This is a genomic window from Azoarcus sp. Soil_N_20 (genome assembly GCF_057656155.1).
In genome coordinates, this window is sequence record NZ_JBDGKX010000007.1 from 280946 (window position 1) to 307472 (window position 26527).

Annotated in this window: 26 protein-coding genes and 1 tRNA gene; 20 read left to right on the forward strand and 7 right to left on the reverse strand. The window is 65.8% G+C overall.

The window, feature by feature from the left end:
* Positions 1 to 145: 145 nt before the first annotated feature.
* Positions 146 to 751 (forward strand): class I SAM-dependent methyltransferase, encoded by a 606-nt coding sequence (locus AC3A35_RS16095; protein ID WP_487437206.1) that lies wholly within the window; start codon positions 146 to 148, stop codon positions 749 to 751.
* Here the strand turns inward: AC3A35_RS16095 and mnmH are convergent.
* On the reverse strand, positions 742 to 1794 hold the full coding sequence (gene mnmH, locus AC3A35_RS16100) for a tRNA 2-selenouridine(34) synthase MnmH (RefSeq protein WP_487437207.1): 1053 nt from the start codon (positions 1792 to 1794) through the stop codon (positions 742 to 744). The genes AC3A35_RS16095 and mnmH overlap by 10 nt on opposite strands.
* 54 nt (positions 1795 to 1848) lie before the next feature.
* On the opposite strand from mnmH, the gene selD reads away from it, so the two are divergent.
* Positions 1849 to 2889 (forward strand): selenide, water dikinase SelD, encoded by a 1041-nt coding sequence (selD, locus tag AC3A35_RS16105; protein ID WP_487437208.1) that lies wholly within the window; start codon positions 1849 to 1851, stop codon positions 2887 to 2889.
* Positions 2890 to 3002: 113 nt separating this feature from the next.
* On the opposite strand, the gene AC3A35_RS16110 is transcribed toward selD, so the two are convergent.
* The gene (locus AC3A35_RS16110) at positions 3003 to 3626 is read right to left on the reverse strand and encodes an arylesterase (RefSeq protein WP_487437209.1); all 624 of its coding nucleotides are present in this window, start codon (positions 3624 to 3626) and stop codon (positions 3003 to 3005) included.
* On the opposite strand from AC3A35_RS16110, the gene AC3A35_RS16115 reads away from it, so the two are divergent.
* Entirely contained in the window at positions 3610 to 4335 is a 726-nt protein-coding gene (locus tag AC3A35_RS16115; RefSeq protein WP_487437210.1) for an ABC transporter ATP-binding protein, read from the forward strand. The two genes, AC3A35_RS16110 and AC3A35_RS16115, sit on opposite strands and share 17 nt — an antisense overlap.
* 83 nt (positions 4336 to 4418) lie before the next feature.
* On the opposite strand, the gene hpnE is transcribed toward AC3A35_RS16115, so the two are convergent.
* From hpnE to hpnC, 3 genes are read right to left on the reverse strand one after another with little or no spacing between them, the layout of a single operon-like run.
* Positions 4419 to 5735: a hydroxysqualene dehydroxylase HpnE gene (gene hpnE, locus AC3A35_RS16120; RefSeq protein WP_487437211.1), complete on the reverse strand. Its 1317-nt coding sequence runs from the start codon at positions 5733 to 5735 to the stop codon at positions 4419 to 4421.
* Position 5736: 1 nt separating this feature from the next.
* The gene (gene hpnD / locus AC3A35_RS16125) at positions 5737 to 6570 is read right to left on the reverse strand and encodes a presqualene diphosphate synthase HpnD (protein ID WP_487437212.1); all 834 of its coding nucleotides are present in this window, start codon (positions 6568 to 6570) and stop codon (positions 5737 to 5739) included.
* Positions 6567 to 7400 (reverse strand): squalene synthase HpnC, encoded by an 834-nt coding sequence (gene hpnC, locus AC3A35_RS16130; RefSeq protein WP_487437213.1) that lies wholly within the window; start codon positions 7398 to 7400, stop codon positions 6567 to 6569. Before hpnC ends, hpnD begins: the two co-directional genes overlap by 4 nt.
* A gap of 115 nt (positions 7401 to 7515) precedes the next feature.
* Here hpnC and AC3A35_RS16135 point away from each other — a divergent pair, with 115 nt between their 5' ends.
* The 3 genes from AC3A35_RS16135 to AC3A35_RS16145 are packed head-to-tail and all read left to right on the forward strand — an operon-like array spanning position 7516 to position 11899.
* Positions 7516 to 8199 (forward strand): ABC transporter ATP-binding protein, encoded by a 684-nt coding sequence (locus AC3A35_RS16135; RefSeq protein ID WP_487437214.1) that lies wholly within the window; start codon positions 7516 to 7518, stop codon positions 8197 to 8199.
* Positions 8196 to 10721: an ABC transporter permease gene (locus AC3A35_RS16140; RefSeq protein ID WP_487437215.1), complete on the forward strand. Its 2526-nt coding sequence runs from the start codon at positions 8196 to 8198 to the stop codon at positions 10719 to 10721. Before AC3A35_RS16135 ends, AC3A35_RS16140 begins: the two co-directional genes overlap by 4 nt.
* Before the next feature lie 20 nt (positions 10722 to 10741).
* Positions 10742 to 11899 carry a lipocalin-like domain-containing protein gene (locus tag AC3A35_RS16145; RefSeq protein WP_487437216.1) on the forward strand — a complete coding sequence of 386 codons (1158 nt, stop codon included), beginning with the start codon at positions 10742 to 10744 and terminating at the stop codon, positions 11897 to 11899.
* A gap of 9 nt (positions 11900 to 11908) precedes the next feature.
* On the opposite strand, the gene AC3A35_RS16150 is transcribed toward AC3A35_RS16145, so the two are convergent.
* Together AC3A35_RS16150 and AC3A35_RS16155 are read right to left on the reverse strand one after the other, a co-directional pair.
* The gene (locus AC3A35_RS16150; protein WP_487437217.1) at positions 11909 to 13984 is read right to left on the reverse strand and encodes a diguanylate cyclase; all 2076 of its coding nucleotides are present in this window, start codon (positions 13982 to 13984) and stop codon (positions 11909 to 11911) included.
* Positions 13981 to 14733 carry an ABC transporter substrate-binding protein gene (locus tag AC3A35_RS16155; protein ID WP_487437218.1) on the reverse strand — a complete coding sequence of 251 codons (753 nt, stop codon included), beginning with the start codon at positions 14731 to 14733 and terminating at the stop codon, positions 13981 to 13983. The genes AC3A35_RS16150 and AC3A35_RS16155 overlap by 4 nt, the downstream gene beginning before the upstream one ends.
* A gap of 468 nt (positions 14734 to 15201) precedes the next feature.
* Between AC3A35_RS16155 and AC3A35_RS16160 the strand changes: the two genes are divergently transcribed.
* The 14 genes from AC3A35_RS16160 (at position 15202) to AC3A35_RS16225 (ending at position 26310) form a co-directional block, all read left to right on the forward strand.
* Positions 15202 to 15286, forward strand: a tRNA-Leu gene (locus AC3A35_RS16160).
* Positions 15287 to 15449: 163 nt separating this feature from the next.
* On the forward strand, positions 15450 to 16526 hold the full coding sequence (locus AC3A35_RS16165) for a tyrosine-type recombinase/integrase (protein WP_487437219.1): 1077 nt from the start codon (positions 15450 to 15452) through the stop codon (positions 16524 to 16526).
* Positions 16527 to 16622: 96 nt separating this feature from the next.
* Positions 16623 to 16874, forward strand: a complete 252-nt coding sequence (locus tag AC3A35_RS16170) for a hypothetical protein (protein WP_487437220.1) — start codon at positions 16623 to 16625, stop codon at positions 16872 to 16874.
* Positions 16875 to 17054: 180 nt separating this feature from the next.
* A complete protein-coding gene (locus tag AC3A35_RS16175; RefSeq protein WP_487437221.1) occupies positions 17055 to 17327 on the forward strand; it encodes a hypothetical protein in 273 nt (90 codons plus the stop codon).
* A 27-nt stretch (positions 17328 to 17354) separates the two neighbouring features.
* Complete coding sequence (locus tag AC3A35_RS16180) at positions 17355 to 18083, forward strand: hypothetical protein (RefSeq protein ID WP_487437222.1); 729 nt, start codon at positions 17355 to 17357, stop codon at positions 18081 to 18083.
* Positions 18084 to 18218: 135 nt separating this feature from the next.
* Positions 18219 to 18497, forward strand: coding sequence for a hypothetical protein (locus AC3A35_RS16185; RefSeq protein ID WP_487437223.1), 279 nt, complete (start codon positions 18219 to 18221; stop codon positions 18495 to 18497).
* Between the two features lie 15 nt (positions 18498 to 18512).
* A complete protein-coding gene (locus AC3A35_RS16190) occupies positions 18513 to 19244 on the forward strand; it encodes a hypothetical protein (RefSeq protein ID WP_487437224.1) in 732 nt (243 codons plus the stop codon).
* Entirely contained in the window at positions 19241 to 20398 is a 1158-nt protein-coding gene (locus AC3A35_RS16195) for an AAA family ATPase (RefSeq protein ID WP_487437225.1), read from the forward strand. The genes AC3A35_RS16190 and AC3A35_RS16195 overlap by 4 nt, the downstream gene beginning before the upstream one ends.
* Positions 20399 to 20619: 221 nt before the next feature.
* Positions 20620 to 21276, forward strand: coding sequence for a hypothetical protein (locus tag AC3A35_RS16200; RefSeq protein WP_487437226.1), 657 nt, complete (start codon positions 20620 to 20622; stop codon positions 21274 to 21276).
* Positions 21269 to 21928 (forward strand): hypothetical protein, encoded by a 660-nt coding sequence (locus tag AC3A35_RS16205; RefSeq protein ID WP_487437227.1) that lies wholly within the window; start codon positions 21269 to 21271, stop codon positions 21926 to 21928. Before AC3A35_RS16200 ends, AC3A35_RS16205 begins: the two co-directional genes overlap by 8 nt.
* Positions 21921 to 22277 carry a hypothetical protein gene (locus tag AC3A35_RS16210; RefSeq protein WP_487437228.1) on the forward strand — a complete coding sequence of 119 codons (357 nt, stop codon included), beginning with the start codon at positions 21921 to 21923 and terminating at the stop codon, positions 22275 to 22277. The genes AC3A35_RS16205 and AC3A35_RS16210 overlap by 8 nt, the downstream gene beginning before the upstream one ends.
* Before the next feature lie 2 nt (positions 22278 to 22279).
* Positions 22280 to 22780 carry a hypothetical protein gene (locus tag AC3A35_RS16215; RefSeq protein ID WP_487437229.1) on the forward strand — a complete coding sequence of 167 codons (501 nt, stop codon included), beginning with the start codon at positions 22280 to 22282 and terminating at the stop codon, positions 22778 to 22780.
* The gene (locus AC3A35_RS16220) at positions 22777 to 23193 is read left to right on the forward strand and encodes a hypothetical protein (RefSeq protein WP_487437230.1); all 417 of its coding nucleotides are present in this window, start codon (positions 22777 to 22779) and stop codon (positions 23191 to 23193) included. The genes AC3A35_RS16215 and AC3A35_RS16220 overlap by 4 nt, the downstream gene beginning before the upstream one ends.
* A 168-nt stretch (positions 23194 to 23361) precedes the next feature.
* Positions 23362 to 26310 carry a phage tail tape measure protein gene (locus tag AC3A35_RS16225; RefSeq protein WP_487437231.1) on the forward strand — a complete coding sequence of 983 codons (2949 nt, stop codon included), beginning with the start codon at positions 23362 to 23364 and terminating at the stop codon, positions 26308 to 26310.
* Positions 26311 to 26527: the final 217 nt, after the last annotated feature.

A 26527-nucleotide genomic window follows, 5' to 3' on the forward strand; every position in this document is an offset into this window, starting at 1 on the left:
TGCACTACGGAGAAGCCGGCGGAGCCGGTTTGGTCTTGTTGCTGCGCAATCCGCATCGAGGTGCTCGTGCCGGTAGAATGAAACCCTTCCCGCTGTCGATGCAGATCGGCGCGGCCCCCGTGATTATGGCCTCTTCGATGGACTCATGGCTCAATTCGATCAAACCGGCGACACTGCCCACCCCCGCGAGTTTCCCGCCACCCATGATGCCATCGGCGAGCCTTCGCCCTGGCTCATCCGTTTCAGTGCACTGATCCCGGCTGGTGGAACGGTACTGGACCATGCCTGCGGCGGAGGCCGCCATGCCCGCTGGCTCGCGCGCCGAGGCTTCAGCGTCGAGGCCACGGATCGGGATCGTGCCGCGCTGGCCGGGCTGGCCGGCGAGGCCAATATCAACGCCAGGGAAGCGGACCTCGAGCAGGGGCAGTGGCCCTACACCGGCATGCAGTTCGATGCCGTCGTCGTGACCAATTATCTGTTTCGCCCCCGCTTCGACCTGTTGCTCGAGGTACTCGCACCCGGCGGCATCCTGATCTACGAAACCTTCATGATCGGCAACGAACGCTTCGGCAAGCCAAGCAATCCCGGTTTTCTGCTTGCACCGGGCGAGTTGCTGCAACGCACCGCCGGCTGGCATGTGGTCGCCTTCGAGCAGGGCGTGGTGAGCTCGCCGCGGCGTGCGGCCATCCAGCGCATCTGTGCGCTCAAGGGCCGGGCAGACGGCACCGCACTGCCTCTGAATCAGTCCTGATGCGCGGCGAGAATCTGGCAGGCAAGCCGATCGATGCCCTCGGCTGACAGATCCGCAGTGTCGAACCGTGGCGCGTCCTTGAGTCCGGGAAAATTGCCGCCCTGCGAGCGCTTGTAGAGCGGGTCGTAGTGAAGGTCGATGAACTCGCCGAACAAGGTCGGCATGTTCCCGCCTTCGGCCAGTTCATGCCAGCGCGTGATGGTTTCGTTGCTTTGCAGGCCCCGGAGGCGTTCGATGTTGCTGCGCAGGCAGGGAATGTCCGCGCCGAGGTAGGCATAGTCACGCACCAGGAATTCGAGCCGCGCGTCGCGTTCGGCCTCGATGCCGATGCACGGTGCCGCGCGCATCGCCGCGATCAGGGGGTCCGGAACATGGACCCGGCCGATCTTGCGGCTTTCGGCCTCGACGAACACGATGCGGCCCGGGTCGAGCGTACGGATGCGCTCGTAGAGCCCGGTTTCGAACCCCTTTTGGGTCGGTTGCGGACGGTCGGGCAGGGCACCCAGCACCGAGCCCTTGTGTGCGGCAAGGTCTTCGAGATCCAGTACCTGTGCGCCGTGGCGGGCGAGCGCCTCGAGCACCCGGGTCTTGGCGCTGCCGGTGGCGCCGCACACCATGCGCAGCCGCAATTGCGGAACGACGGTGCGCAGGGTCTCGATCACGTGATGGCGAAACTGCTTGTAGCCACCGGCAAGCTGGCTCGCGTCCCAGCCGATCATCCGCAACCAGCTCACGAAGGCGCCGCTACGCTGGCCGCCGCGCCAGCAATACACCAGCGGACGCCAGCGCCTCGGCTTGTCGTGCATGTAAGCGTACACGTGGCGGGCAATGTTCTCCGCCACCATGGCGCCACCGATGCGCCGTGCCTCGAAAGGTGACTGCTGTTTGTAGATGGTGCCGACCACGATGCGTTGCTCGTTGTCGAGCACCGGCAGGTTGACCGCGCCGGGAATGCGGTCCTCGGCGAATTCGGCGGGGGTGCGGACGTCGATGATCTCGTCAAAGTTTTCCAGCTGTGCTACGGTCGCGACGCCTTTGTGCATGGTTCTTCCGGGCAGGGTCGCAATATTGCCGACCGTCCCGCACTCCTTCAGGTCATGGATCAGATCAAACTTACCCAATTCTCCCACGGCGGCGGTTGCGGCTGCAAAATCGCCCCCGGCGTGTTGTCCGAACTGTTGTCGCGCATGCCCGCCGGGCTACTGCCGCCAGAGCTGCTGGTGGGCACCGACACCGCTGACGACGCGGCGGTGTACCGGCTCAACGATCGTCAGGCCGTGGTGGCGACCACCGACTTCTTCACCCCCATCGTCGACGACCCGCGCGATTTTGGCCGCATCGCCGCCACCAATGCCCTGTCCGACATCTATGCGATGGGCGCCACCCCGATCTTCGCGCTCGCCATCGTCGGCATGCCGCTCGACAAGCTGCCGGGCGAGGTGATCGGCCGCATCCTCGAAGGCGGCGCCTCGATCTGCCGCGAGGCCGGCATCCCGATCGCCGGCGGGCATTCGATCGACGTCCTCGAGCCGATTTACGGCCTGGTCGGCATCGGTGTGGTCGATCCGGCCCGGGTCCGTACCAACGCCGGTGCGCGTGACGGCGACGTGCTGATCCTGAGCAAGCCGCTCGGCATCGGCATCCTGTCGGCGGGCCTCAAGAATGGGCTGCTCGGCGAAGCCGGCTACGCCGAGATGATCCGCTGGACCACCACCCTGAACCGGGTCGGCATCCGCCTGGCGGAGATCGACGGCGTGCATGCGATGACCGATGTCACCGGTTTCGGTCTCGCCGGCCACCTGCTCGAAATGTGCCGCGGGGCAGGGTTGGCGGCCGAGGTCTGCTTCGACGACCTGCCGCTGATCGATCAGGCCGTGGCCCTGGTGCGCGACGGCATCTCCACCGGCGCCTCGACCCGCAACTGGGCCAGTTACGGCGACGCGGTGACGATCGCGGACAACTCGCCGGAATGGCGGCGCAAGCTGCTGACCGACCCGCAGACCTCGGGCGGCCTGTTGATCGCGTGCGCTGCGGATGCGGTGGATTCGGTGCTGCAGGCGATCGAGAGCACCCAGGGCAATCCCGGGCGCGTGATCGGGGAAATGGGGCACGGGATACCCGGCGTGCGCGTCTCCTGAGCGCGTGGACGCGGTCAGCGCCGGGCGGTTTTCGACCCGGGCATGAGTTTGAGCCCGCGCCAGCACCGCAGGGTGGGATGTGCCTCGCCTTCCCCCAATCGGCGCCTTCGGTCTTAAGGTCGCGCGGTGGTCGGTCCCAACATCGGCCTGAGTCCGCCCCAGACCGTGTCCAGGATCGTCGCCTGGGCCGGAGCGGTGGGATGGATGCCGTCGGGCAGGAACATTTCGGGGCGGTCGCCGAAGCCCGCGAACAGGAATGGAACCAGTGGCACCCCGGCCGACTTCGAGACCTCGGTGAAGGTGAGGGCGAATCGGCGGGTGTAGCTCGGGCCGTAGTTGGGTGGCAACTGCATGCCGACCAGCAGCACCTTGCTCCCGGCCTTCCTGGCGTCGGCGACCATCGCATTCAGATTCTGCGCCAGCAGATCGGTCGGCAGTCCGCGCAGGCCGTCGTTGGCGCCGAGTTCGAGGACCACGATCGCGGGCTTGTGCTGCACAAGTGCGGCGGGCAGACGCGAGCGTCCGCCGGCCGAGGTTTCTCCGGATACACTGGCATTTACCACCTCATGGCGGAACCCTTCGGCCTCCAGCCGCGTCTGCAACAGGGTGGGCCAGGCCTCACCCGGCTTGAGCCCGTACCCGGCGGACAGGCTGTCCCCCCACACCAGTATCGTTGCCGCCTGTGCGGCACCGGCGAACAGAACGAGCAGGAAGGTCAGCATGGATCGCAGCGGCATTGAGTTCTCCAGTCCGGTCATCGAGGTCGATGGCCTGTGCAAAAGTGTAGCGATGGCCGACGGCCAGGGCGAGTTGTGCATTCTCGACGACATCCGTTTCGCGGTCGGCCCCGGCGAATCGGTCGCGATCGTCGGCGCCTCCGGCTCGGGCAAGTCGACGCTCCTCGGATTGCTCGCCGGGCTGGATGTTCCCGGCAGCGGCACGGTGCGCATTCTCGGCACCGACCTGTTCGCCCTCGACGAGGACGCGCGGGCCGGCCTGCGCGGCGAGTCGGTCGGCTTCGTGTTCCAGTCCTTCCAACTGCTGCCGGCACTCACCGCGCTGGAGAACGTGATGCTGCCGCTGGAGCTGGCGGGCAGCGCTGACGCGCAGGCTACCGCAACGCAATGGCTCGAACGCGTCGGGCTGGCCAGCCGACTCGAGCACTACCCCAAGCATCTTTCCGGCGGGGAGCAGCAGCGCGTTGCGCTGGCGCGGGCCTTTGCCGCCAGTCCGCAACTGCTGTTTGCCGACGAGCCGACCGGCAACCTCGATGCCGCGACCGGTCAGGCCATCATCGAACTGATGTTCAGCCTCAACCGCGAAGCCGGCACCACCCTGATCCTGGTCACTCACGACGAATCGCTGGCACGGCGCTGCGGTCGGGTACTGCGGATGACGGCGGGGACCCTTGCGGAAGTGGTGACGACGACGGTCGAGCCTGCATAGGCTGCCCGACTACGACAATGCGCGTTGTGCGGCGTCGGAGCCGAGTGCGGCTTCGGTGAGTGCAGCGTCAGTGCGTGCCGCTGCTATGCGCCCCGTGGTGCGAGACGGGTCAGGATCGCCTCGGCGCACGCCACGCCGGAGCGGACCGCCGATTCCAGCGTCGCCGGATAGTCCGACTCGATGTAATCCCCCGCCAGCCACAGTCCGGGCAGGGGCGTGCGGATGCCGGGACGGAACAGCCCGGGGCGGCAGGCGAAGGTGGCACGCTTTTCGACGATGACCTGCGACCACTCGGGCGCGGGGAGGCGGCGACCGCATTCCTGCTCGAGCTGGGCGAGGACGGCCAGGATCAGTTCTTCGCGGGTCAGTGCATCGTGCGCGCCGTGGGCGCTGATCACGCAGGCGAGCAGGCCTTCTTCGCCGCCGAAGCGGCCGCGGTCGAAGGCCCATTGGGCGGGGCCGCGGGCGAAGCCGATCATCGGCTCGGGCAGGTGCTGACCCTTGCCCAGGGCGAGATAGACGGTGGTGATCGGTTCGTGCGGCAGGGCTTCGATCTGGGCGACGAGGCGGTCGCAGGCGCCGGTCGAGGCCAGCAGCGGGGCGGCGTGATAGGGCGCGGTGGCGAGCACGACGTGGTCCCAGGGCTGGCTGCCGGGGTCGCCATCGAGGCGAAAGCCGTCGGCACCGGGGGTGATCGCGTCGATGCCGGTGCCGGTGCGCAGCCGCCCGCGGCGGGTGGCCAGATAGCGCGCGGCGGGTACCGGGAACAGCTCCGACAGGTCGATGCGCGGCAGCAGCAGTTCGCTGGCCGCCGCACCCGCGGCGAGGCTGTCGCGCAGCACGTTGGCGAAGACCTGGGCGGAGGCCTCCGCACTCGGCGTGTTGAGCGCGGCCACGCACAGCGGCACCCACATCAGCTCGCGCAGCGTTTCGGTCTGGCGAGTGGCCTCGAGCATGCCGTCCACCGTCATGTCCGCCGCCACGCGGAACCCGGCCTTCTTCAGCCAGCGCATCAGACGCAGCATCGCGAGGCGGTCGGCCCAGCTCAGGCCCCGGGCGCGCAGCAGGCCGACGGCGAGGTGGAAGGGGGCGGGCAGGGCGGCGGCCTTGAGCTGCATCCGGCCCGGTACGTGCAGGGTCAGCGGCAGGCGCTCGAGCTGCTTGGGGGTGCCGCCGGTCAGGCGCAGCAAGCGGGTGAGCTCGGTGTAGGCACCGATCAGGATGTGCTGGCCGTTATCCACCACGCGGCCATCCTTGCGCACCACGCGCGCGCGACCGCCGAGCGTGAGCGAGCGCTCGAACACGGTCACGTGGATGCCGCGGTGGGCGAGCTCGACCGCGCAGGCGAGGCCGGCATAGCCGGCGCCGATCACCGCAACCGCGGGCACGCCGCCGGCCATGTCAGCCCTTCATCCAGGTCCAGCCGGCGAGCCAGACCTTGCGCAGCGGGGTGAGCGAGGTGCGCCGGTCGAGCACCTGGAAGCCGTCGCGGGCGATCTCGCGCAGCAGGGTGCGGTAGATCGCCGCCATCACCAGACCGGGGCGCTGGCTCTTGCGGTCGGCCTTGGGCAACTGGGCGAAGGCCTGTTCGTAGAAGTGCTCGGCGCGCTCGGCCTGGAAAGCCATCAGCTTGCGGAAATTGTCCGAGTAGCGGGCCTGCAGGATGTCGCTGGCGGGCACCTCGAAGCGCTGCAGATCCTCGATCGGCAGGTAGATCCGGCCGCGACGCGCGTCCTCGCCGACGTCGCGGATGATGTTGGTGAGCTGGAAGGCCATGCCAAGGTCATGGGCGTATTTCTGCGTCTGGCGGTCGGTGTAGCCGAAAATCTCGGCCGCGAGCAGGCCGACCACGCTCGCCACCCGGTAGCAGTAAAGCTGCAGGCCCTTGAAGTCGAGGTAGCGGGTCTGCTGCAGGTCCATCGCCATGCCGTCGATGATCTCGAGCAGTTGCTCGCGCGGCAGGTCGAAGCGGGTGAGCACATCCTTCAGCGCATGGCCGACCGGGTGGGTCGGGGTGCCGTCGAAGACGCGGGCGGTCTCCTGCCGCCACCAGTCGAGCTTGGTGTGGGCGAGCGACACGTCGTGGCATTCGTCGACCACGTCGTCCACCTCGCGGCAGAAGGCATACAGCGCGGTGATCGCCTGACGCCGCTCCGCGGGCAGAAACATGAAGCTGTAGTAGAAACTGGAGCCGCTGCTGGCGGCCTTGTCCTGGCAGTAGTCGTGAGGGTTCATGTGGTTTTCTCGTGACGCAGGGCGTTCCAGGCGATCCGCGCCCAGTCGAGTTTGCCCAGTTGCGGGCGGTGGCGGAAGACGTCGTGGCCGGCAGCCTCGATCCGCTCCAGGATGCGCAGGCCGCCCGCCACCACCAGGCGCAGTTCCCAGCCGATGCGCCCGGGCAGGCGGAGGGCGAGCGGCGCGCCTTCGCGCATCATCGCGCGGGCGCGTTGCACTTCGAAGTCGAGCAGGGCAGTCCACCGCGCATCGCAGGTGCCGGCGTCGATGTCGGCCTCGCCGACACCGAAGCGGGCGAGATCCTCCTGCGGCAGGTAGATACGCTGCTTGCGCCAGTCGATGGCCACGTCCTGCCAGAAGTTGATCAGCTGCAGACTGGTGCAGATGCGGTCGGACATGCGCAGCCTATCGGGGGTGGCGGTGCCATACAGGTGCAGCAGCAGGCGCCCGACCGGGTTGGCCGAGCGCCGGCAGTAGTCGAGCAACTCGGCAAAATCGGCATAGCGGGTCTTGCCGACATCCTGGCTGAAGGCGTCGAGCAGGTCGCGGAACAGTTGCACCGGCAGGCCGTACTGGCGGATGTTGCGTCCGAGGCGCTCGAACATTGGCGCCAGGCTGGCATCGGCGACCGCCTCGCCGCGCTCGATCGCATTGAGCGCGTTGCGGTAGTCGTTGAGCCGGGCCAGGCGCATGACCGCGGGCGCGTCCCCTTCGTCGGCGATGTCGTCGGCGCTGCGGGCGAAGGCATAGATCGCCTCCACCGGCTCGCGCAGGCGGGCAGGCAGCAGGAAGGACGCAACCGGGAAGTTCTCGTAGTGGTCGACGGGCATCGGAACGAATGAAATGGCAGGCGCATGGGCGCCCGTTTGGCGACAACGGCGCGGGCGGAGTATAAGCGAAGACGCCCGCCGGGCACTTTCCGCATCGCTGCCAGTCTGCGTTCCCATGCTCATCATCGACCAACTCGGCAAGACCCTCGACACCGCACCGCCGCGCCAGCTGTTCGCCGCACTCTCGCTGCGGGTCGGAGCAGGCGAATGCGTTGCGATCATGGGCGAATCTGGGGTCGGCAAATCGACCCTGCTCAACTGCGTGGCCGGACTCGAGACGATCACTGCCGGTCGCGTCCACGTGAATGGCACGGCACTGGTCGGGCTCGACGACGATGCGCTGGCGCGACTGCGGCGCGAGTGCTTCGGATTCGTGTTTCAGGCCTTCCATGTGCTGCCTCATCTGAGCCTGCAGCACAACGTCGCGGTGCCGCTGTGGCTGCAGGGTGTGACCGGTGCCGAAGCCGACCGCAGGGCACGGGGGATGCTGGAACGGGTGGGGCTGGGCGACCGCGCGAGCGACTGGCCGCGCACCCTGTCCGGCGGTGAGTTGCAGCGTGTTGCGATTGCGCGCGCGCTGGTCCATCGGCCAGCGGTCGTGCTCGCCGACGAGCCGACCGGCAATCTCGACCCCGCTCGCGCGACCGAAATTCTCGACCTGTTGCTCGAGTGCGTTCGTGTCGCCGGCGCCGCCGGTATCGTGGTCACCCATTCGCACGCCGCGGCACGGCGCACCGATCGCATTTTCGAGCTGCGTGCCGACGGGCTGGTGCCGATGGTGGCGGACGCCTTGCGATGAACCGCGCGCTGATCGGCCTGTTCGTTGCCAGTCTCGCGCGCAGGCGGGTGGCAACAGTGCTGGCGCTGGGTGCGATCGCCCTCGGTGTCGCGCTCGGCCTTGCGGTGCAATTGATCCATGGCGCCGCACTCGACGAGTTCGGCCGCGGCATGCGCGAGTTGGCCGGAGAGGCCGACCTGCAGGTCAGTGGCGGGCGCGAGGGGTTCGACGAGCAGCTCTATCTGACCCTCGCGCAGCGTCCCGAAGTGGCCGAAGCCAGCCCGGTGCTGGAGGTCGAGGCGCGCTTGCCGGTCATGGCCACGAGCCTGCGGGTGATCGGGATCGATCTGTTCCGGGTCGCCCGTGTGCAGCCCGCGCTGCTGCCCGCGCCCGATTCCGCTGCGGACGGGGGCATCGACCGCTTCGCCGCGCTTCGACCCGGGACGGTGTTTCTCAGCGCCGCAGCGCGGGAAAAACTCGTCGCCGAAGGCTCACTGACGGTGCAGACCGGTACGCGCACATTCGCATTGCGGATCGGCGGCTCGGTGCCCGGCGCAGGCCTCGGCCAGGCGCTGGCGATCATGGACATCGGTGCCGCCCAGGACGCGTTCGACCGTGTCGGGCGGATCACCCGCATCGATCTCAAGCTCGCCTCCGGCGTGTCGCGGACCGCAGCCGCGGCCGCGCTGCAACCCTTGCTGCCGGTCGGTGTTTCGCTGGCCACGCCGGACAACCCGGAGGCCGAGGCCGCTGCGCTATCGCGCGCCTACCGGGTCAATCTGAGCATGCTCGCGGCCATTGCGCTGTTGACCGGCGGCTTTCTGGTGTTCTCCACCCAATGGCTGTCGGTGGTACGACGCCGGCGCGAGTTCGCCCTGCTGCGGGCGCTCGGCATGGCCAGACGCACCTTGCTCCACGGCTTGTTGCTCGAGGGCGCGGTGACCGGCATTGCAGGCGGGCTGGCCGGCGTCGGGCTCGGCCATCTGTTCGCCGGGCTCGCGTTCCGGCTGATCGGCGGCGATCTGGGCGCGGGCTACTTCGAGGGCGTCCGCCCCAGCCTCCAGTTCTCGCCGCTGGTCAGTGCGGCCTACCTTGCGCTGGGCATGGTGGCGGGGGTCACCGGCGCATGGCTGCCGGCGCGCGAAGCGTCACGGACCGCGCCGGCTTCCGCGCTCAAGGCGGGCGCGGGCGAAACCGCGGCATTGAGCGCCGGCCGGCCACGAGGCAGGCTGACCCTGATCGCCCTCGCGCTTGCCGTTGCCGCGAGCCTGCTGCCGCCGATCGCGGCCATGCCCATCGGCGGCTATCTGTCGGTTGCCTTGCTGCTTGCCGGTGCAGTGCTGGTGTTGCCCGGGGCCACGCACGCCGCGATGCACGTGCTGGCCCTCGGGAACAGTGCGATCTGGCGCCTTGCCCACGGCCGGCTGTCGGCTGCCCCCGGGCAGGCGGTGGTGGCCGGCGCGGGGGTGGTGGCGAGCGTGGCGCTCGCCGTGTCGATGGCGATCATGGTCAGCTCGTTCCGGGTTTCGGTGGACGACTGGCTGACCGCCGTGCTGCCCGCCGACCTCTACCTGAAGGCGTCGTCGTCGTCCGCGGAGAGCGGCTTTTTCGATCCCGCAGCCGTGGCCCGCATCGAACGGATTGCGGGCGTCGCCTCGATCGACACCGTACGGGCGGTCAACCTGCGGCTGATCGACGGGCGGCCGCCGGTGACCCTGATCGCTCGTTCGGTCGACCGCGGCTGGGGGTTGCCGCTGGTCGCAGGAAGCCGGATGCCAGCTGCCGAGGGAGAAAACCGTACTCCGGCGGTGTGGGTTTCGGAAGTGGTGGCAGACTTCATGCGCCTGCAGCCGGGCAGTGCGCTGGACCTGCCGCTCGCGGGCAGGGCGGTGAGCTTTCGCGTCGCCGGTATCTGGCGCGACTACGCACGCCAGAACGGCGCGGTGATCGTGGACCGCGAGGTCTATCGGCAATTGACCGGTGACACCCGGGTCAATGATGTGGCCATCCGCGTGGGCGAGGGCGAGACTGTCGCGACCGTGGCCGGGGAATTGCGCGCCGCGTTTGGCGACGAGTTGATCGAAGTCGCGCTGCCGGGCGAGATCCGTGCGCTTAGCCTGCAGATCTTCGATCGTACCTTTGTGGTGACCTATCTGATGGAGGCAGTGGCCATCGTCATCGGACTGTTCGGCATCGCCACCACCTTTGCCGCCCTGGCCACCGCACGCCGGGGCGAGTTCGGCATGTTGCGCCACCTCGGACTGACGCGCGCCGAGATCGGCCGCCTGATCGCGATCGAGGGCGCGCTCACCGCCGCGGTCGGGGTCGGGGTGGGCGTACTGGCCGGCGGCGGCATTGCGTGGGTCCTGATCGAGGTCATCAACCGGCAGAGTTTCCACTGGACCATGGACTTGAATGTGCCGATCGCCGGACTGGTGCTGTTTTGCACCGGAATGATCGTGCTCGCCGCGCTCGTGGCGCGTCTGGCCGGGGCGCGTGCGATGCGCCGCTCGGCAGTGCTCGCTGTGCGGGAGGACTGGTGATGCGGGGACGGACGAGAGGGATGCTGACGGTCTGGATCGGCGGGGCAATAGCGAGCGTGGCGCTCGCCGTCGGCGCCGCCGCTGCGGACACCGACACGGGCAGAGACCGGGCCGGGCCGCCCTATCCGGCGGTCACCCCGGGCGTCAGCCCGATTTTTCCGCGTGATCACGGCGCTCATCCGGATTTCCGCACCGAGTGGTGGTACGTCACCGGCTGGCTCGCCGACCAACACGGGGTGGAGCGTGGCTTTCAGGTCACTTTTTTCCGGGTGCGGCCGCGCATCGCAGAAGGTGGCGACAGCCGCTTCAACCCGACCCAGCTGGTACTGGCTCATGCCGCGGTGGCCGACCCTGCCGTCGGTCGGCTGATGCACGCCGAACGTGCCGAGCGCGTGTTGCCGCCGCTGGTCCGCGCGGAAACCGCCCATACCGGGGTTAGGGTGCACGACTGGTCGCTGCGCTGGGTCGACAATGGAGCTGAAGGCGGTGAGGGAGGCGGCCACTACCGCGCCCGCATCAGCGCAGGGGAGTTTGCCTTCGATCTGCGTATCGCGCCGACCGGAGCACCGGTGCTGAACGGGGCCGGAGCCTACTCGCGGAAGGCACCGAGTCCGGAGCATGCCAGCTACTACTACAGCCGACCTCAGCTCACCGTCGAGGGCGAACTTCGCCTGCAAGGTGCCAATACGACGGTAAGCGGCAAGGCCTGGCTGGATCACGAGTGGTCCAGTGAAGGCCTGGCGCCCGACGCCAGGGGCTGGGACTGGATCGGCATCAATCTGCATGACGGCGGATCGCTGATGGCGTTCCGGATACGGGGCGCGGACGAGGCGCCGATCTGGGCCGCGGCCACCTTGCGCGCACCCGATGGCAGCATCCGGCTGCTGCAGCCCGAAGAGCTCAGCTTCAGCCCCCGGCGGCGGTGGCGTTCGGCGCGCTCGGGCGCGGTCTATCCGGTGGAGTGGACACTGCGGCTGTCTCCGGCAGGCGGAGAGACTGCGCGCACGATGCGCATTTCGCCGATGATGGACGATCAGGAACTCGACAGCCGGCGCTCGACCGGCGCCATCTACTGGGAAGGCGCAGTCCGCCTGCACGAAGGCGAAGGCCGCGATGAGGTGGAGATCGGCAAGGGCTACCTGGAGATGACCGGCTATGCCGAACGGCTCGAGATGTGAGGTCGGACCTCAATCCGTCAGCGCTTGGGCCGGCATCATGAGGTCTCCCTGGCCGTAATCGAACCCATAGTCGCGCAATGCAGCCAGGATCAAGTCGTCTTCCACTTCGGACGCAATCGTCGGAATCGACAGCGCAGCGGCCATTCCGCACAGTGCCTGGGCGAGGTTGCACCCGGCCTCGAGGCCATAGGATTCGATCAGGGTCTTGAAGCTGATCTTGACGAAATCGGGCCGCAGCGAGCGCAGCAATCCGGTCGAAGCGCCGTCGAGTTTTTCGAGGGCGATGCCGATACCGATCTGCCGTGCTTCGGCTGCAAAGCGCGCCGACTCCTCGGGCGATTGCTCGACCAGTTTTGCAGGAAATTCAAGGACCAGAAGCTCGGGCGGCAATGCGGCGCCATTCAACACCGCTTGCAACTGCGGCCAGTAGCGCTCGCCCTCCAGTACCGACGCTGCGCTCAGGTTCAGACTGAAGCGCTGCCTCGGTGACGCCGTACCCGCCTGGCGCGAGAACATCAGGCAGGCCTGCTCCGCCACCCACAGGTCGAGTTCGATGCACGTCGTGGCCGATTCGATATCCGAAAGCAGATCACCAGGTGACTGCGGCACGCCATCTGCATCCTTGAGGCGCAACAGAACCTCCACCCACTCCGATCGGGTTTCGCCGTCGAGCTTGAGGATGGGCTGCTGATAGAGACAAAGCCGGGAAAAATCGACGCCGCCGGGAAATGCCGCGGCGGCCAGGGCGATATCGGTTTTGCGGCGGCCGCCGGGAGGCTCGATCTCGTGCTCCATCACCCGGTTGCGGCCACCTCTTTTCGCCGCATAGCAGGCGAGATCTGCCGCCACCAGCAGTTCGGATGCGCTGCTCACCCGGCCATCGACGCGCACCAGACCGACGCTGGCGCCGACCGAGAAGCGTCGCCCCTCCCAGTGGAAACGGAAGGTCGACACCGCCTCGCGCAGATCCTCGGCAAGTCGGCGAGCGTCGTCAGCGCTGCAGTCGTGCAGGATCAGGGCGAACTCGTCTCCGCCAATGCGACTGATCAGATCACCCGTCCGCACCCGATGCGCGATCATGCGCGCGATGCTCTTCAGCAATTCGTCGCCGGCGGCGTGTCCGCAGGTGTCATTGACGATCTTGAAGCGATCCAGATCGATGAAGCACAGCGTTGCCTGATCACCGGCCCGCCGCGAGCGATTTACCGCCTCTTCGAGCGCCTGCTCGAAGGCCCGTCGGTTGGGCAGTCCCGACAACGGGTCATGAAGCGCCTGGTGCGCGAGCTGGGCGGTGGCTTCATCGATCCGGCCCTGCAAGTCCTTGTGCGCGTGCGCGATCGACCTGGCCATCGTATTGAAACCTTGCTGCAGCGACCGCAGTTCGTCGCTGTTTGCATCATCCGGGACCGAAGCATCCAGATCGCCGGCGCTGATCCGGCGCACCGCCTCGACCAGCCGTGCGAGCGGAATCCCGACCGCAGCCGCAAGGCGAGACGCGAGTACGCCGGCCAGGCCGAGGCCGACGATGAACAGGAAGAAGGTGGAGATCACGATCTCGCGTTTGCGCTGTGCCAGGGGCGTGGTATCCAGCTCGACATAGACCCAGCCGATCGTATCCAACACAGGTCCCGCCAGACTCCGAAGCTGTGGCTCGAGCACATCGTCGATCACCATCGGCGCCGAGATCACCGGCGCCGCAAAACCGAGTCGATTGCCGGCGTGGACGATGCTGCGGGCTTCACGGCTGGACGTGATCAGCGCGGTCTGCACCGGCTGCATCCGGCCACTCACCGCGATCAGGGTGCCCTCGGAATCGTAGATTGCGGCGGCGGCCACGTCGGACTGCTCCAGAACGGCCTGCAACAGGCCGGTCTGGGTTCCGCGGTTGCCCGAGATGACGCCATACTCGGAGGCGGGTGCAAGGAAGCTGACGATTGCAATTCCGCGATCGTGAAGTGCCTCATCCATGGCCTGCGCGCCGCGCAGCAGAAACAGCGCGATGATGCCGGCGGCGAGCAGCGCGGCAGGCAGGAGCCCCACCGCAAGCAGACGCTGTCGAAGGCTCAGTTTCCGCAGCAATGTCATGGTGTCACCTTGCGCCCGACACGCTCGACAAGCACCTCGTCATCGGGAACATCGAGTCCGAGCGCACGCGCCACCTGACGGTTTACCTCCAGGGAAAAACGTCGGGGCGATTGAATGGGGGGTAGCTCGATCGTGTTCCCGCTCAAGGTACGAAGCCAGTCGGCGACGTCACCTGCGACATCCTCCGGAGAGCTGAAAACCGCGGCAAGCGCACCTGCCTCGACATAGGCGTGCGAGTAGGCAAGGATCGGTCGCCGGTAACGGTAACTGGTCAGCAGGATGGTGCGCGCAGAGGATTGCGAAGCAACGATCGGATCGGGAATCATCAGCAGGGCGTCGCTCGCTTCAAGTAAATGTTCAAGCTGCGGAAGCAGTTCACCGGGAGAACCGACCCGGCGGGTCACCAACTTCAGCCCGGTCTCTGTTGCAGCAGCAGCGAAACCGCGTTCGACGCCGGAGGCCCCCGTTCCGGTCAGCATCCCCACCTGGGTTATGCCGGGAGCGACCGCGCTGGCGAGACGCAGGTGTCGTATTGCGGGTTGGTCGAGCACGATCGCCGACAACGATGCGCCGGCATGGGCAGCGCCGAGCGCATCGATCTGGGCACGACTGACCAGTACCGCCATGGTCGGCCGCCGGAACCGTGCAAGCACTTCCTGGGTAACCTGGGCGCCAACCGCAATGATCAGATCGGCGCGTTGCAGCACCTGCTGGTCGAGGCCGTTGACGCTGTCACCCGCTTCGGTCAAACGATGTGGCACCGTCAACCCGCCAAGCAGGTCGCGAAACTGCCGATGCGGCCCCGAAGGTTGGGATAGGACAACGGCGACCTCAAGCGCCCGAGCCGGGGAGGCAAACAGGATAACGGAGAGCAATACGGCCGCCAGGAGACGATGGCGCCAGCACGGTCGCATCCAGGCAATCATCGCAACCGGCGGGACTTTGTAGACGACAGAACAGGGGTGGCGGAGAGCAGGCACTCGATGGCCAAACGGCGGCGATGGGTCGCAACGGCAACGGACCCCGTGGCGAGATCCGGGAATTGTGCGGTGCATCCAATCGCCATCAACCGAGTACCCCGTATAGCCCATGTGCTTGTCGATGAAGGCTCTCACGGCGCAAGCGCCGAGGTCAAGCAACGGTTTACCGCCCGTGCGGCAAAGCCATCCATCGGCGGGCAATGTGTATAATCCCGGCCACGTTTGGGCATCCACCTTGCGAGGGTGGCGGAATTGGTAGACGCACTGGATTTAGGTTCCAGCGCCGCAAGGCGTGAGAGTTCGAGTCTCTTCCCTCGCACCACCAGTAACGACGCGGGTTTCAGCGTTTTGAACACTGGTTGCGATAGCCGATTCGCGTAACTATGGGGGAAATTTGGGGGAGTATCCCCCGACCGCTCCCCCGCATTTGCTGATCAGTGCGGCTTTGGTTACTGTTTGCTCACGGCATCAACGAGGGCAGGGCAGTGGCCTACATCGAGAAGCGCACCAGCAAGAACGGCACGACCTACCGCGTGCAGATCCGCGTCAAGGGACAACCGCCGGAGTCTGCATCCTTCGACCGGCTGACAGATGCCCGCACCTGGGCAGCACAGACCGAATCGGCGATCAAGGCCGGCAAGCACTTCGGTGCAGCCAAGCGCCGCACCTTCACCGAGCTGGCCGACGAGTACCAGGCCGCTATCACCGCCGGTGCCGACGCGCTCAAATCCTCGCAGGCCCAAGTAGGCCACCTTGCCCGCTGGCGGGAAGAGTTCGCCGGCCTTGTGATTGAAGACATCACGCCGCAGCGCGTCGCCAAGATCCGCGACACCCTTCTGACCGAGAACACCAAACGTGGGCTGCGCTCGCCCGCCACTGTCAATCGTTACCTAGCAACGCTGTCGTCCTGCTTCACCCATGCGGTGAAAGAACTGCAATGGGTGGAGCGCAACCCGGTCGTGCGTGTGAGCAAGAACAAAGAGGCAAGCGGCCGGGTGCGCTACCTGACCGACGACGAGCGCGTGCGGCTGCTGGACGAGTGCAAAAAATCCCGCAATCCCCACCTCTATACCGCTGTGGTTCTGGCGCTATCCACCGGCGCCAGGCAAGACGAGATCATGTCCTTGCGCTGGCCCCAAGTCGATTTTGCACGGCAGACCATCCTGTTACTCGACGGAGAAACGAAGAACGGAGCGGGCAGGGTGCTGCCACTCACCGGCGAGGCGCTGGCGCTGCTCAAGGCTCGGGCGAAGGTGCGCGACCTCAAAGACGACCGTGTCTTTCAGGTGCCGTCCACGGTGCGCGCCTTCGGCAGCGTCAGAACGGCGTGGAACTCGGCGATCGAGCGGGCAAAGATAAGCGATTTTCGGTGGCACGACCTGCGCCACACCGCTGCATCGTATCTGACCATGGCCGGCATCGGATCAATGGAAGTCGCCAAGATCCTGGGCCACAAGACATTGCAGATGACTGCCCGATACTCGCACCTGAGCCCTGAACGCACCGTGGAGGTAGGCACCGTGCTGACGGATCGGCTCGGGCTCTCGGGGAAGGCCAAATGAGCAACACCGCCGCCAGTCGGACACTGGCAAGCGGGCAGACGACGGTCTAGACCACCGTCGCCGCCCTGACCGATCAGTGAAAAGGAGCTTCACATCATGGCTACAGCAGAAGGTAACACCGAGTTCCAGCGATTCGCTACCGAGATCAGCCACGAAACCTTCCGGATAGATGCGCTTTTGATCGGCGCCCGCGCCCTGGCGACTTCGACACTCGAAAGCAGCGACCGGCACGCACACGAAGCTGCGCTCAATATGGAAATTCTCCTGGATCTAGCGTCTGCTCGCCTTGATTCGATGCGCGCGGCCGCTATCAGTGCGACCGACCCGGTAACGCAAGCCCGACCCTGACCACCACCAAGGAGAATCACCATGACCCGCCAACCCGAGCCCGACATCGTTGAGCTTATCCTCAAGGCCCTCCGCAGCCGCGGGTAACAACCGCCAGTCGGAAACTGGCAAGCGGGCCGGCGCGGTGCTGGAACACCGGCCGGCCCTGACCACAAACGCAACCACTAGGAGATTGCGACTATGGCCGACATCAATTCTACCGTCCGAAATCTTCCGCCCGCGCCACTTCGATTGGCACCCCCCGCAAGATGCGGCGAGACCATCGAAGCGCTTGAATGCCTGCTGAACGAAGCGCGCCGCGGGCAGATCATAGGCATCGCCTTCGTGGCCATGTACCGGCAGCGGGAGTTCATCGTGAATACCGCCGGCGAGGCCTATCGAAACCCGACGTTCACACGAGGGGTGGTGAGGGCTCTGGATGATCATCTCAGCGGGTTGGTACACGGGCGATGACCACCACCCGCCCGGCGCGCGCCGGGCATGATCACGCCGCCCCTACCTCGACGGAGGGAAAAGCCGGACACCCTGCCGGCCTGGGGTGGCACCTTTCAACAGGGTTCGCCGCATGGGTGGGTGATGTCCGAGTTTTTCCTTACTCCTCACCGTAAAGAGGTCTTGGCCGGTTTATACAGTCGCAAGCCCCCCGATCTCGTCGCCCGCTTTATAGACCTATGCGAGCGTGAAATTGTCGCCTGGCTGAAGAGCGACCCTGCTGGCAACGAGATCAGGTCCGCCGACGCGATCGAGCAGATTGCAGAGGTGCGCGACAAGGCTCGAGCGTTGTTTCACGCTCTGAAAGCGCTTGATTCGGGCGTTAGTTTTCTGCTGTTCAATCGCCTACTCACGAACGGAGACGGCGGGGCGAGCCAACATGATATCCGACAGGCCGCGGCGGAGGAGGCGGAAGCAGTGGGGGGACTCGCGGAGGCCGCTACCTATTGCCATGAATGGTCGGAAGGACCCATATCCAAGCGCGCTGTTCAAGACCTCTGCGACCGATTTACCCGCGTTCACCGCGACACATTCTCGGCCCTTCCTTCATCCAACTTCGAGGGCGTGTTCTTGAATTTCTGCGGAGAAATTGCGAACGACATAGTGCCATATCTGCCGGCGAGCTTTGACTTGACAAAGGAGAAGCGTGGGATCTCCCGCAGAATGGTCGAACGTTCCCGCGCCCGGTTTGGCCCCCGCGCGGACCCGCTCGAATGAGCCGTTCAACTGACGCGCACAACTGAAATGAACCGTGCTCGAAAAGTCGGAAACAAAAAGGAAAACAGGCACTAAGAAACAGGGGGGATATTGCGAAACTGGCGGCGTCGTAACTAACTACAGGTGCCCGCCGCAATGGAACAGCAAACACAGCACGCCGCCCCCCTGGCTACTCTGCAACCTCGTCGCCGCGTGGCGACCGTGGCCCAAACTGCCGCAGTCTATCCGGCCTTCACTCAGGCCGCGCTGCGCGACTTGATCTTCAAATCGGCAGATCGCTTCAACTCGCGGGGCGATCGCATTTCTGGCAATGGCTTGGCCGAGGCCGGCGTCATTATCCGCATCGGGCGGAAGGTCCTGATCGACCTTGACGCCTTTGAATCTTGGCTGGATTCGCGCACTTCTTCGCACTGAGGGAGTGCGACGACCATGACAGCAGAAAAACGAAACGGCGCCCCCCGCCAAGAGCGCGCCGCTGAAAACCAACACCTCAATTCTACTTCATACGCTTGGATTCCACCTCACGGGATGGATTGCTACGTCTGCCACTCCAACCTCAGCGCCGCTGGTTTTGACTCCGGCCAGGATAAGCTGGTGCAGGTCTGGCGCCGCGGCGAAATATCCATCGCGGTCGGCGTGTGCCAGGAATGCACGGCTCGTGCTGAAAGGGAAGATGGCAGCACGGATGCACTGATTGCCGACATACGGGCGACCTACCAGGCTTCATCCTTCACCTCTGGTGAAACCCCGGAATGCCCTGATCCAGCCGCAACATCTTCACCGCAGCTCACCCTTTCCCGCCGCCTGCCGCGCCCCCACGGCCGCAAGCATCCAGCATACGGTGCGCGCCTCGCGGCATCGCCGCCGCCTGGCCATTGCTCGATCACGATCGCAATCGGGTGGGAGTATGCGAAGAAGCTGCCGCACCCTCTACTGGTAGTGCAGCCGGACGACCAGCCCGCAAGCTTGCGTTTTGATGTCGCGGCCGGCCGTGAAGTGCGCATTGCACATCCGGATAGCACCGATCCCGCCTGGCTGCTGACGCTCGCACAAGCCTTGATCGATGATGGTGCGGCGCTTGTTGAGCTTGTCATCTTCCCCCCGCGGCCTGGCGCAACTGTGACCGAGTCCCTTTGCGTAGTCCCCGAGTCCGCTGCATGACCGCGCCGCTGCACAAGCTTGTCATGCAGGAGGCGGCGCCAAAGCCGCCCGCCATGTGGCCGGCGGGCATGTCGGGCAGTGTTGCCAACCTGATCGGAACGCCCGCGCCCGACGTGCATTGGTTCGCGCACTTCTCGTTGCTCGCATACCGCGCCCACCTTCTGACCGGTGCAGGAGGATCGAGCAAGACGCGCGCCCTGTACCACCTTGCCAGCGGCGCAATCACCGGCCGGGTGCCTTGGGGTTGGAAGATCGAGCGCCGAGGAGCTGCTGCCCTTTTTCTGGCCGAAGACACGATCGAGAATGTCCACCGGACCCTGCACGCAATCATCGAGTTCAGCGACATCACCGCCGAAGAGGCGCAGCTGATCGCAGAGAAGCTCTATGTCTTTCCCCTGGCCGGGAAGGATGTCCGGCTGCTCGCAAACGTGTCTGGCATGCTGATCGAAACAGAAGCGGCCGCGGGACTTTTTGCCCGCTGCAAGGCAATTCCTGACCTGGTATTCATCGGGCTCGATCCGGCCCTTGCGCTGACCGAGGGCGACGAGATGAACCCCGCTCATCAGCGCCGCCTGGGAGAGCTTGCGGACCGCCTCGCGATCGAGTCGCAGGCCTGTGTGGTGCTCACCAGCCACGCGGCCAAGGCCATCCAGAACGCGGACGAAGTGGGTAGCCATTCATCGCGCGGCAGTGGTGCGATCACCGACGCCGTCCGCGGTGAATTCACGATGCGGACGATGACCGCCGACGAGGGCCGGAAGTTCGGCATCACCGAGATCGACGTGCGGAAGTCGTTCGTACAGCTCACGGCGACCAAGGGCAACGAGCTCCCCCCGTCTGCCTTCTCGCCCGTGTGGCTCAAGCGTGGCCCGGGTGGCGTGCTCGAGCTGGCAGACCTTACCGCGCCAACGAGCGACCCGGTAGGTCCACGCGAGCGCAGTGCACACGAGATCCTGCGACGACTTGCCGCCACCTCGACGCCAGCATTGAAGGATTGGCGCGACGCCTGCGCCGCCGAGGGCTTGTTGACCGGGGCTACGCCGGATGCCAGGAAGAAGGCGATGGACCGTATCCGGGAAACCCTCGCCTTTGCCGGGCTCGTGCAGCGGGGCATGAGCGCCGGCGTCTGGCTGCCGACGCCGGAAGAACAATGAAGGGACATCCCACGCGAAGAGGGACGACAGGGACACCCCCCTATAGGGGGATGTCCCTGTCGTCCCTCTTCTTCGCGTCCCGACTGTCCCTGTTTTGTCCCTCTTTTGTCCCTCTCATGTCCCGCAGCGGGGGCCCCTATGGACAACCGATGCGCAAGGGTGCGTAGAGGCATTTTTTTGATGTAGCCAGTGATGAAAAAAACTACTGAAATATTGACTTCTTGACTGACAAGATGACGACCGACCAGGAGACACCCCTCGATGATGAGCAAAAAGAACCCGCGTCAAGTTCGCAGCCGATGCTGCCGTTCGACCCTCAGAGCCTGGTCTCGATGCGAGTTCGACCGGCTCAGTTTTCGCGCATGTGCCAGGTCTCGAAACAGGCCGTTTCCGACTGGATAAAGCGCGGGATTGTTACCCTTGGCCCGGATGGTTGCGTCGACCCGGTCGTAGCCAGCCGGCAAGTTTTCGAGAACACCAACCCGGATCGACTTCGGGCGCGGTTGTTTAAGGGCCTGGCGCGCGATGTTCCCGAGTTGCAAGAAAAAAATCGCGAGCTGAAGGTTGAACTGCGAGCTGCCCGCGTCCAACTGAAGGAGTCCGCCGCGGCCCGCGCCGCGCTTGCTGTTGAACTCGACCGGGTAAAGGCGGCGCGACTGCACCCGGATGAGGTGGCCGAGCGCGTGTCCGAATTCATTGACGCGGCGGTGCATGAGTTCGCCGCGCTGTCGGCAGCTCATGCAGCTGGCAACCTGGAGGACGCGCTCGACCGCCTGTCCGCCCGGACCTTCTACCGGCTCACCCTCGAAGAGATGGCCGATGTGTACGGCTCAATTGACCCGCTCCAGTCAGACGGTGAGGGCGACACCGATGATTGACCTGGATGCTCCGCAGCTTCAGCGAGTCATTGATGCCATCGGGCCGACCGGACTACTGGCGCTGCTCGGCTTCTCCGACGGCCGGCTGTCGGTATATGTGCCCGACAAATTCCGCACCACGCACCCGCTTTGCCTGCTCCTCGGCGAAGCCCGCTATTTGCGCCTGGTCGCCGCAGCTGGCGGGGAAACCGTCAGCCTTCCTGGCCATTCTTCGAGCATCGCCCGAGGGTGGCGACTGCGCATCGTACTCACCGGCCTGCGTGCCGGGACTCAAACCGGTGAAATTGCCGCGGCGGCCGGCGTGTCCACCACTCGCGTTCGACAGATTGCCCGCGCGCTCGGCACACCTGAAATCGGCCCACAGGCTGCGAAACAGGCCCAAACCCATCATGACCGCTCGAAACAATGCGAGGCCGATGACATGCCCAAAGACACCCCCATTGATGACGGAACCGCCTCGTACGAGTCCACACCGGGGCTCTACCGGCTTGCGTCTGCGGCAAGCCGAATCGGGATGAGCGCCGAAGCGCTCTGCCTGGCGTGTGATGCCGGAGACGTACCGATCACCGTTTTGCGCATCGGCCCGCGCGGCCTGCGCTACGTTCGTAGCACCGAACTCGAATCATTCCTAAGGAGCCAACCCCATGAATGACACAGCTTGGCGCGCAGCTGCCCGCCAAAAGGCAATTGGATTGATCACCGCGAGCGCCGCGCGATCAGCGCAGCACAACCAACTCTCGGATTACGCCCAAAAAATCCGCGGCGAGATCACCGCCGCAGAACTTCGGGTCGAGTCCGTGCGCCGGGCCGTCGTTCCGCGCAAGCCACACGAGCCTGAAATCGACTTCGTCGCGCGCGCCGAGAAGGACGTTCAGGATCTACGTGATCTGCACGCCGACGTGCTGCAGCAGATGGCCGTCATGAGCGACCCGGCCGCAATCCGCCTCGGCTTCGAAGCGCGCCAGCTCGCAAGAAACCTCGAATTGATCGGAGACGTTTGAACATGAATGAACACCTGAACGCCCTGCGCGCCGAGATTGCCAGTCTCACGGCGCAGATCAAACAGACCAAGGCCGCTCCCGTGCCCATGGACGTCGCCATGTCTTCACTGAGGAGCTCCATTGACCGACACCGCGCCCGGTTCGAGACCGCGATGGCGAACCTGGCAAGTGGTCTCGCCTACGCCAAGCGCAGCGGCCCGCACGTCGAACATGTGGACGAGATCGTTTTCGGGTGGCTGGCGCACCTTCACGGTGAAGAGCTTCTTTCGGACCTGGAAACCCGCGCCGAAGCCATTCGCACCGCGGTCGGCCTTGAAGCGATGCCGCTGGACACCCGCGAGCGGCGCGCGATGGAACTGCGCCGGGCACTTTACGAACTCGAGATTGAAGAAGAGAACATCGCCGTCGCCACCGGAGCGGCCCGCCGTGACGATGTGACCGTGGCCGCGGTGCTCGGTGTGCCGTTCGATATTGCCGCCAAAGTTGGAGGAATTCCCCAATGACCGTGAAAATTGCAAACCTCGTTGCGCTGGCCCCGGCGCCCCTGCTGGCCTTCCTCGACGAAGCAATTCGAGCCGGGCGGGAAATCACCGTTCAGGCCGAGATCGCCGCCGACTACACCGCGGCGCTGGACCGCGCGGCAAAGGCCGCCGATCGCGCTCGCGCCGTGGAGCGCTCCGACATCGTGGCGTCCTGCTACGGAAGCAAGCGCCCGAAAAACAGCCTGCGTGCCATTGGCCTGCGCGTGCTGGCCGAGGCCGACGCGATGGACGGCGCGCCGACCGCCTCGGCCGCATTCCTCGAAGCCCTGGAGGCGCTATCCGACGCCGGCGAAATCCTCGCACGCGGCGCGGTGGCAGCTGCCGCACCGACCGCACCGACCGCAGTGGCCATGTCGCGGCGCAGGTTCCAGTAACCGCCGCGCGCCCAGGACCCGACCATGAAAGCCACTCAGGATGTAACCCTTCGCATCAGCACCGAAACCGCCGGCGACACCGGCGTCAAGTCGCTGGCCGATGAGATCGACCGGTTGTCTGAATCGGGCGGCGAGCTCGCCCCGCAGTTTCGCGCGCTGGCCGAGGAGATGCGCAAGATCGAGCAGACGCAAGGTCTGGTCGAGAGCTTTGCCAAGCTGAAGAAGGAAACCGGTGATGCGGCGGTGGCGCTCGAAGCCGCGCAGGTCAAGGCGCAGGCGCTGGGCAAGGCCTTTGCCACCACCGAGAACCCGAGCCGCGCGCTCACCGCCGAATTTTCCCGCAGCCGCAACGAGGTCCAGAAAGCGGCCGTCGCCCTGCAGGCGAAGCAGCAGGCGCTGCAAAAGATGCGCGGCGACCTCAAGTCCGCCGGTGTGGACACGAAGAGCCTGGCCGAAGCCGAACGGCGCCTGCGCGAAGAACTGGTGCAGATGCAGGAGAAAGGGCAGGTCGCCACCCAGGTGCTCGGCGAGATGGGGCAGGAGGCAAAGCAGGCCGGTGGCCATGTCAAGCAGCTGGCTACCGACGGCGAGAGCGCAGGGCAGGCGTTCGCGCGTGCTGGTGCCAACTTCGTGGCCGGTACCGCTGCGCTGAAGGGGCTTCAAGTCACCTTCGGGCCCGCCATTCAGAAGAGTCGTGAATTCGGCCGCAGCATGGCCGAGGTCTCGACCTTGCTCGACGATACGAGCGGTATTCCGCGGCTGTCCGCTGGCGTGCGCGAACTCTCGCGTGCCTTCGGCAGCGATGTACAGGGCAATGCCGCGGCGCTCTACGGCATCATCAGTGCGCGGGGAAAAGATGCCGCCGCTGCCATGGGTCTGCTGGCCCAGTCCAACAAGCTCGCGATCGGCGGGGCGACCGGGGTCGATGTGGCGGCAAAGGGGCTTGCCAGTACGCTGAACGCCTATCAACTTCCGGCTTCCAGTGCGGTGGATGTCTCCGATGCGCTTTTCATTGCGATGAAGGGCGGCTCCACAACGGTGGGCGAGTTGGCCGGGAGCATCGGAAATATTGCACCGCTCGCCGCACAGACGGGCGTGAGCGTTGACGAACTTCTGGCCTCGATCTCGGCCCTGACGACCAGTGGTCTCGGCACTTCGGTGGCGATGACACAGATTCAGGCCATTCTCACTGCGGTGGTGAAACCGAGCAAGGAAGCAGCCGACCTCGCCGCCGAGCTTGGCCTGAACTTCGATCTTGCAGCGCTGAAGGCACAGGGCTTTGCTGGATTCCTCGAGTCAGTGCGCCTGGCAACCGGGGGCAGCGCCGAGCAGATGGCCGTGCTGCTGGGTAGCGCAGAGGCGATCAAAGGCACGTTGTCGCTCACCGGCAACCAGGCTGCAGCGTTCGCGAACATCCTCGACAACATGGCCAACAAGGCCGGCGCGACCGAGACCGCGTTGAAGAAGATGATGTCCGGTCCCGATGCGGATCTCCGCGAGTTCAATGCCGCGCTGGCGGATGCCGAGATTGCGCTCGGCAATGCCGTACTCGCCCTTACGCCGTTGATCGAGGCCGCCACCGGCGCGCTCAACGTGTTCAACGACCTGCCGGACGGCATCAAAAATGCAGTCGCCGCGCTGGGCGGATTGGCCGTTGCCGTGCCGGTGCTGGCGTTCGCGCTCCTGAGCTACAAGGCGGCCTGGCTGGCGTTGCGTAGTGCCATGATGATTCGCCCGGTGGCCGCCGCCGCAAGTGCTTCTCTGGCCTCTACGGCTGCGGTTGCCAGCACCTCGGCTGTCGCAATGACGCGCGCGGCGCAGGGCGTCACCCTGTTGTCGCGCGGACTCCGGATCCTGGCCGGGCCCGTAGGCATTGCCCTGGTCGCGCTCGAGCTACTGGTGCACGCCCTGACTGATACCGAGGCTGCAGCCGACAAGGCCTCCAAGGGCACCCGCGAACTGCCTGAGAGCTTGAAAAAAGAGGCCGAAGCCATCAAGGCCGCGGCGACGCAGATCGATGTCGAGCAGCAGAAGCGCCTGACGGCCGAGAAAGCGTTTGCCAATCGCCTCATCCAGGCGAAGAACGAAGAAGCGGCGCGGCTACGTGTCACGCTCAATACGCAGGTTCAAGCCTACCGGGCGGCCGAAGCGGCCATCGACGCGGCGAACAAGAAGCGGCTGGCCGCGGAGGCGCGATCGCAAGGCCTGGCGAAATCGAACAAGGAGTTCGTCGACGGGCTCGGACAGAAAAAGCAGGGCAACGGGGCCTCTGGCGTCGACGCGTCCGCTGAAATCTCGAAGGCCCGTGGGCTCGCCTTCAATGGTGACCTCGAGGGTGCGATCAAGCAGGCCGAAAAAGCCAAGGCGATCGTGCAACAGCTCGACCAGACGGGTGAGGAAAGCGCGTTTGTGTTGAAGTATCTGGGCAAGCAGATTGCCCAGGTGCAGGCCGAAGCGGCCGCTGGCCTAGAGCAGCAGGCCGAGGGCAACGTCACTGAAGAAAAAGCACGTGCCGCCGAGATCCTGAAGGTGATGGGTGAGACCGTGGCGCAGGCTGCGTTCCTCAAACAGATCGAGATTGGGTTCGACCAGGCCGGCGCCGAAACCTCGGCCGACGAACTGCGCGCCATGCTCCAGACGAAGCTGGCCAGTAACCCGATCGTGATTCCCGTCACGGTGGCGGATCTCGGCAGCAAGCCCGAGGACGGCGCGGTTGCGAATATTCTCGGCAGTGTCACCAAGAGAGCCTTCGGTGGGCCGCTCCCCGGCCTCGCCACCAGCGACCGCGCCGACAACGTGGTGTATCGCGGTACCCCGGGCGAGTGGGTCATCCAGCGACCCGCGGTGCGCCTGTGGGGCGACGACAACATGCGCCGCATCAACCGCGGGCAGATGCCGCGCTATGCCTACGGCGGCGAACTCGGCCAGCCATCCATGCTGCAGCGGGTGAGCATCCCCAGCGTGGACGCCAACGCCGGGCGACCTGCAGCAGGTACGCCGATCACCCTGCAATGGCCTGACGGCACCAGCGCCCAGGTGACCGCCGAGCAGTCTGTGGCCGATCAGATCGTCAAGACCTTCCGCCGTGCTGCCCTTGCAAGAGGCGGCCGGAAGTAATCGTTCAATGGCCGGGTGCGGGTCGCCGAAAGGCCCCGACGCTCCGTGTAGCGGGTTACACCCGGCCGCCCTATACCGTCCCGCCGCCGGATGCCTGAACGACTGGCAGGCCGCGGGGAAACTCCGGGGGAATTGAGGGCGCAAAGATGGCAGAAATATGCCAAATGAAGCTGATCCACCGAAGACATGGACCGGAACTCCTGAACGGCTCGGGGGA

What these genes read in the sequence shown, in the direction of transcription:
- AC3A35_RS16095 (WP_487437206.1), top strand. Translation starts at nt 146, where the DNA reads ATGGCTCAATTCGATCAAACCGGCGACACTGCCCACCCCCGCGAGTTT.
- mnmH (WP_487437207.1), bottom strand. Translation starts at nt 1,794, where the DNA reads ATGCACAAAGGCGTCGCGACCGTAGCACAGCTGGAAAACTTTGACGAG.
- selD (WP_487437208.1), top strand. Translation starts at nt 1,849, where the DNA reads ATGGATCAGATCAAACTTACCCAATTCTCCCACGGCGGCGGTTGCGGC.
- AC3A35_RS16115 (WP_487437210.1), top strand. Translation starts at nt 3,610, where the DNA reads ATGGATCGCAGCGGCATTGAGTTCTCCAGTCCGGTCATCGAGGTCGAT.
- AC3A35_RS16110 (WP_487437209.1), bottom strand. Translation starts at nt 3,626, where the DNA reads ATGCCGCTGCGATCCATGCTGACCTTCCTGCTCGTTCTGTTCGCCGGT.
- hpnE (WP_487437211.1), bottom strand. Translation starts at nt 5,735, where the DNA reads ATGGCCGGCGGCGTGCCCGCGGTTGCGGTGATCGGCGCCGGCTATGCC.
- hpnD (WP_487437212.1), bottom strand. Translation starts at nt 6,570, where the DNA reads ATGAACCCTCACGACTACTGCCAGGACAAGGCCGCCAGCAGCGGCTCC.
- hpnC (WP_487437213.1), bottom strand. Translation starts at nt 7,400, where the DNA reads ATGCCCGTCGACCACTACGAGAACTTCCCGGTTGCGTCCTTCCTGCTG.
- AC3A35_RS16135 (WP_487437214.1), top strand. Translation starts at nt 7,516, where the DNA reads ATGCTCATCATCGACCAACTCGGCAAGACCCTCGACACCGCACCGCCG.
- AC3A35_RS16140 (WP_487437215.1), top strand. Translation starts at nt 8,196, where the DNA reads ATGAACCGCGCGCTGATCGGCCTGTTCGTTGCCAGTCTCGCGCGCAGG.
- AC3A35_RS16145 (WP_487437216.1), top strand. Translation starts at nt 10,742, where the DNA reads ATGCTGACGGTCTGGATCGGCGGGGCAATAGCGAGCGTGGCGCTCGCC.
- AC3A35_RS16150 (WP_487437217.1), bottom strand. Translation starts at nt 13,984, where the DNA reads ATGACATTGCTGCGGAAACTGAGCCTTCGACAGCGTCTGCTTGCGGTG.
- AC3A35_RS16170 (WP_487437220.1), top strand. Translation starts at nt 16,623, where the DNA reads ATGGCTACAGCAGAAGGTAACACCGAGTTCCAGCGATTCGCTACCGAG.
- AC3A35_RS16175 (WP_487437221.1), top strand. Translation starts at nt 17,055, where the DNA reads ATGGCCGACATCAATTCTACCGTCCGAAATCTTCCGCCCGCGCCACTT.
- AC3A35_RS16180 (WP_487437222.1), top strand. Translation starts at nt 17,355, where the DNA reads ATGATCACGCCGCCCCTACCTCGACGGAGGGAAAAGCCGGACACCCTG.
- AC3A35_RS16185 (WP_487437223.1), top strand. Translation starts at nt 18,219, where the DNA reads ATGGAACAGCAAACACAGCACGCCGCCCCCCTGGCTACTCTGCAACCT.
- AC3A35_RS16190 (WP_487437224.1), top strand. Translation starts at nt 18,513, where the DNA reads ATGACAGCAGAAAAACGAAACGGCGCCCCCCGCCAAGAGCGCGCCGCT.
- AC3A35_RS16195 (WP_487437225.1), top strand. Translation starts at nt 19,241, where the DNA reads ATGACCGCGCCGCTGCACAAGCTTGTCATGCAGGAGGCGGCGCCAAAG.
- AC3A35_RS16205 (WP_487437227.1), top strand. Translation starts at nt 21,269, where the DNA reads ATGATTGACCTGGATGCTCCGCAGCTTCAGCGAGTCATTGATGCCATC.
- AC3A35_RS16210 (WP_487437228.1), top strand. Translation starts at nt 21,921, where the DNA reads ATGAATGACACAGCTTGGCGCGCAGCTGCCCGCCAAAAGGCAATTGGA.
- AC3A35_RS16215 (WP_487437229.1), top strand. Translation starts at nt 22,280, where the DNA reads ATGAATGAACACCTGAACGCCCTGCGCGCCGAGATTGCCAGTCTCACG.
- AC3A35_RS16220 (WP_487437230.1), top strand. Translation starts at nt 22,777, where the DNA reads ATGACCGTGAAAATTGCAAACCTCGTTGCGCTGGCCCCGGCGCCCCTG.
- AC3A35_RS16225 (WP_487437231.1), top strand. Translation starts at nt 23,362, where the DNA reads ATGCGCAAGATCGAGCAGACGCAAGGTCTGGTCGAGAGCTTTGCCAAG.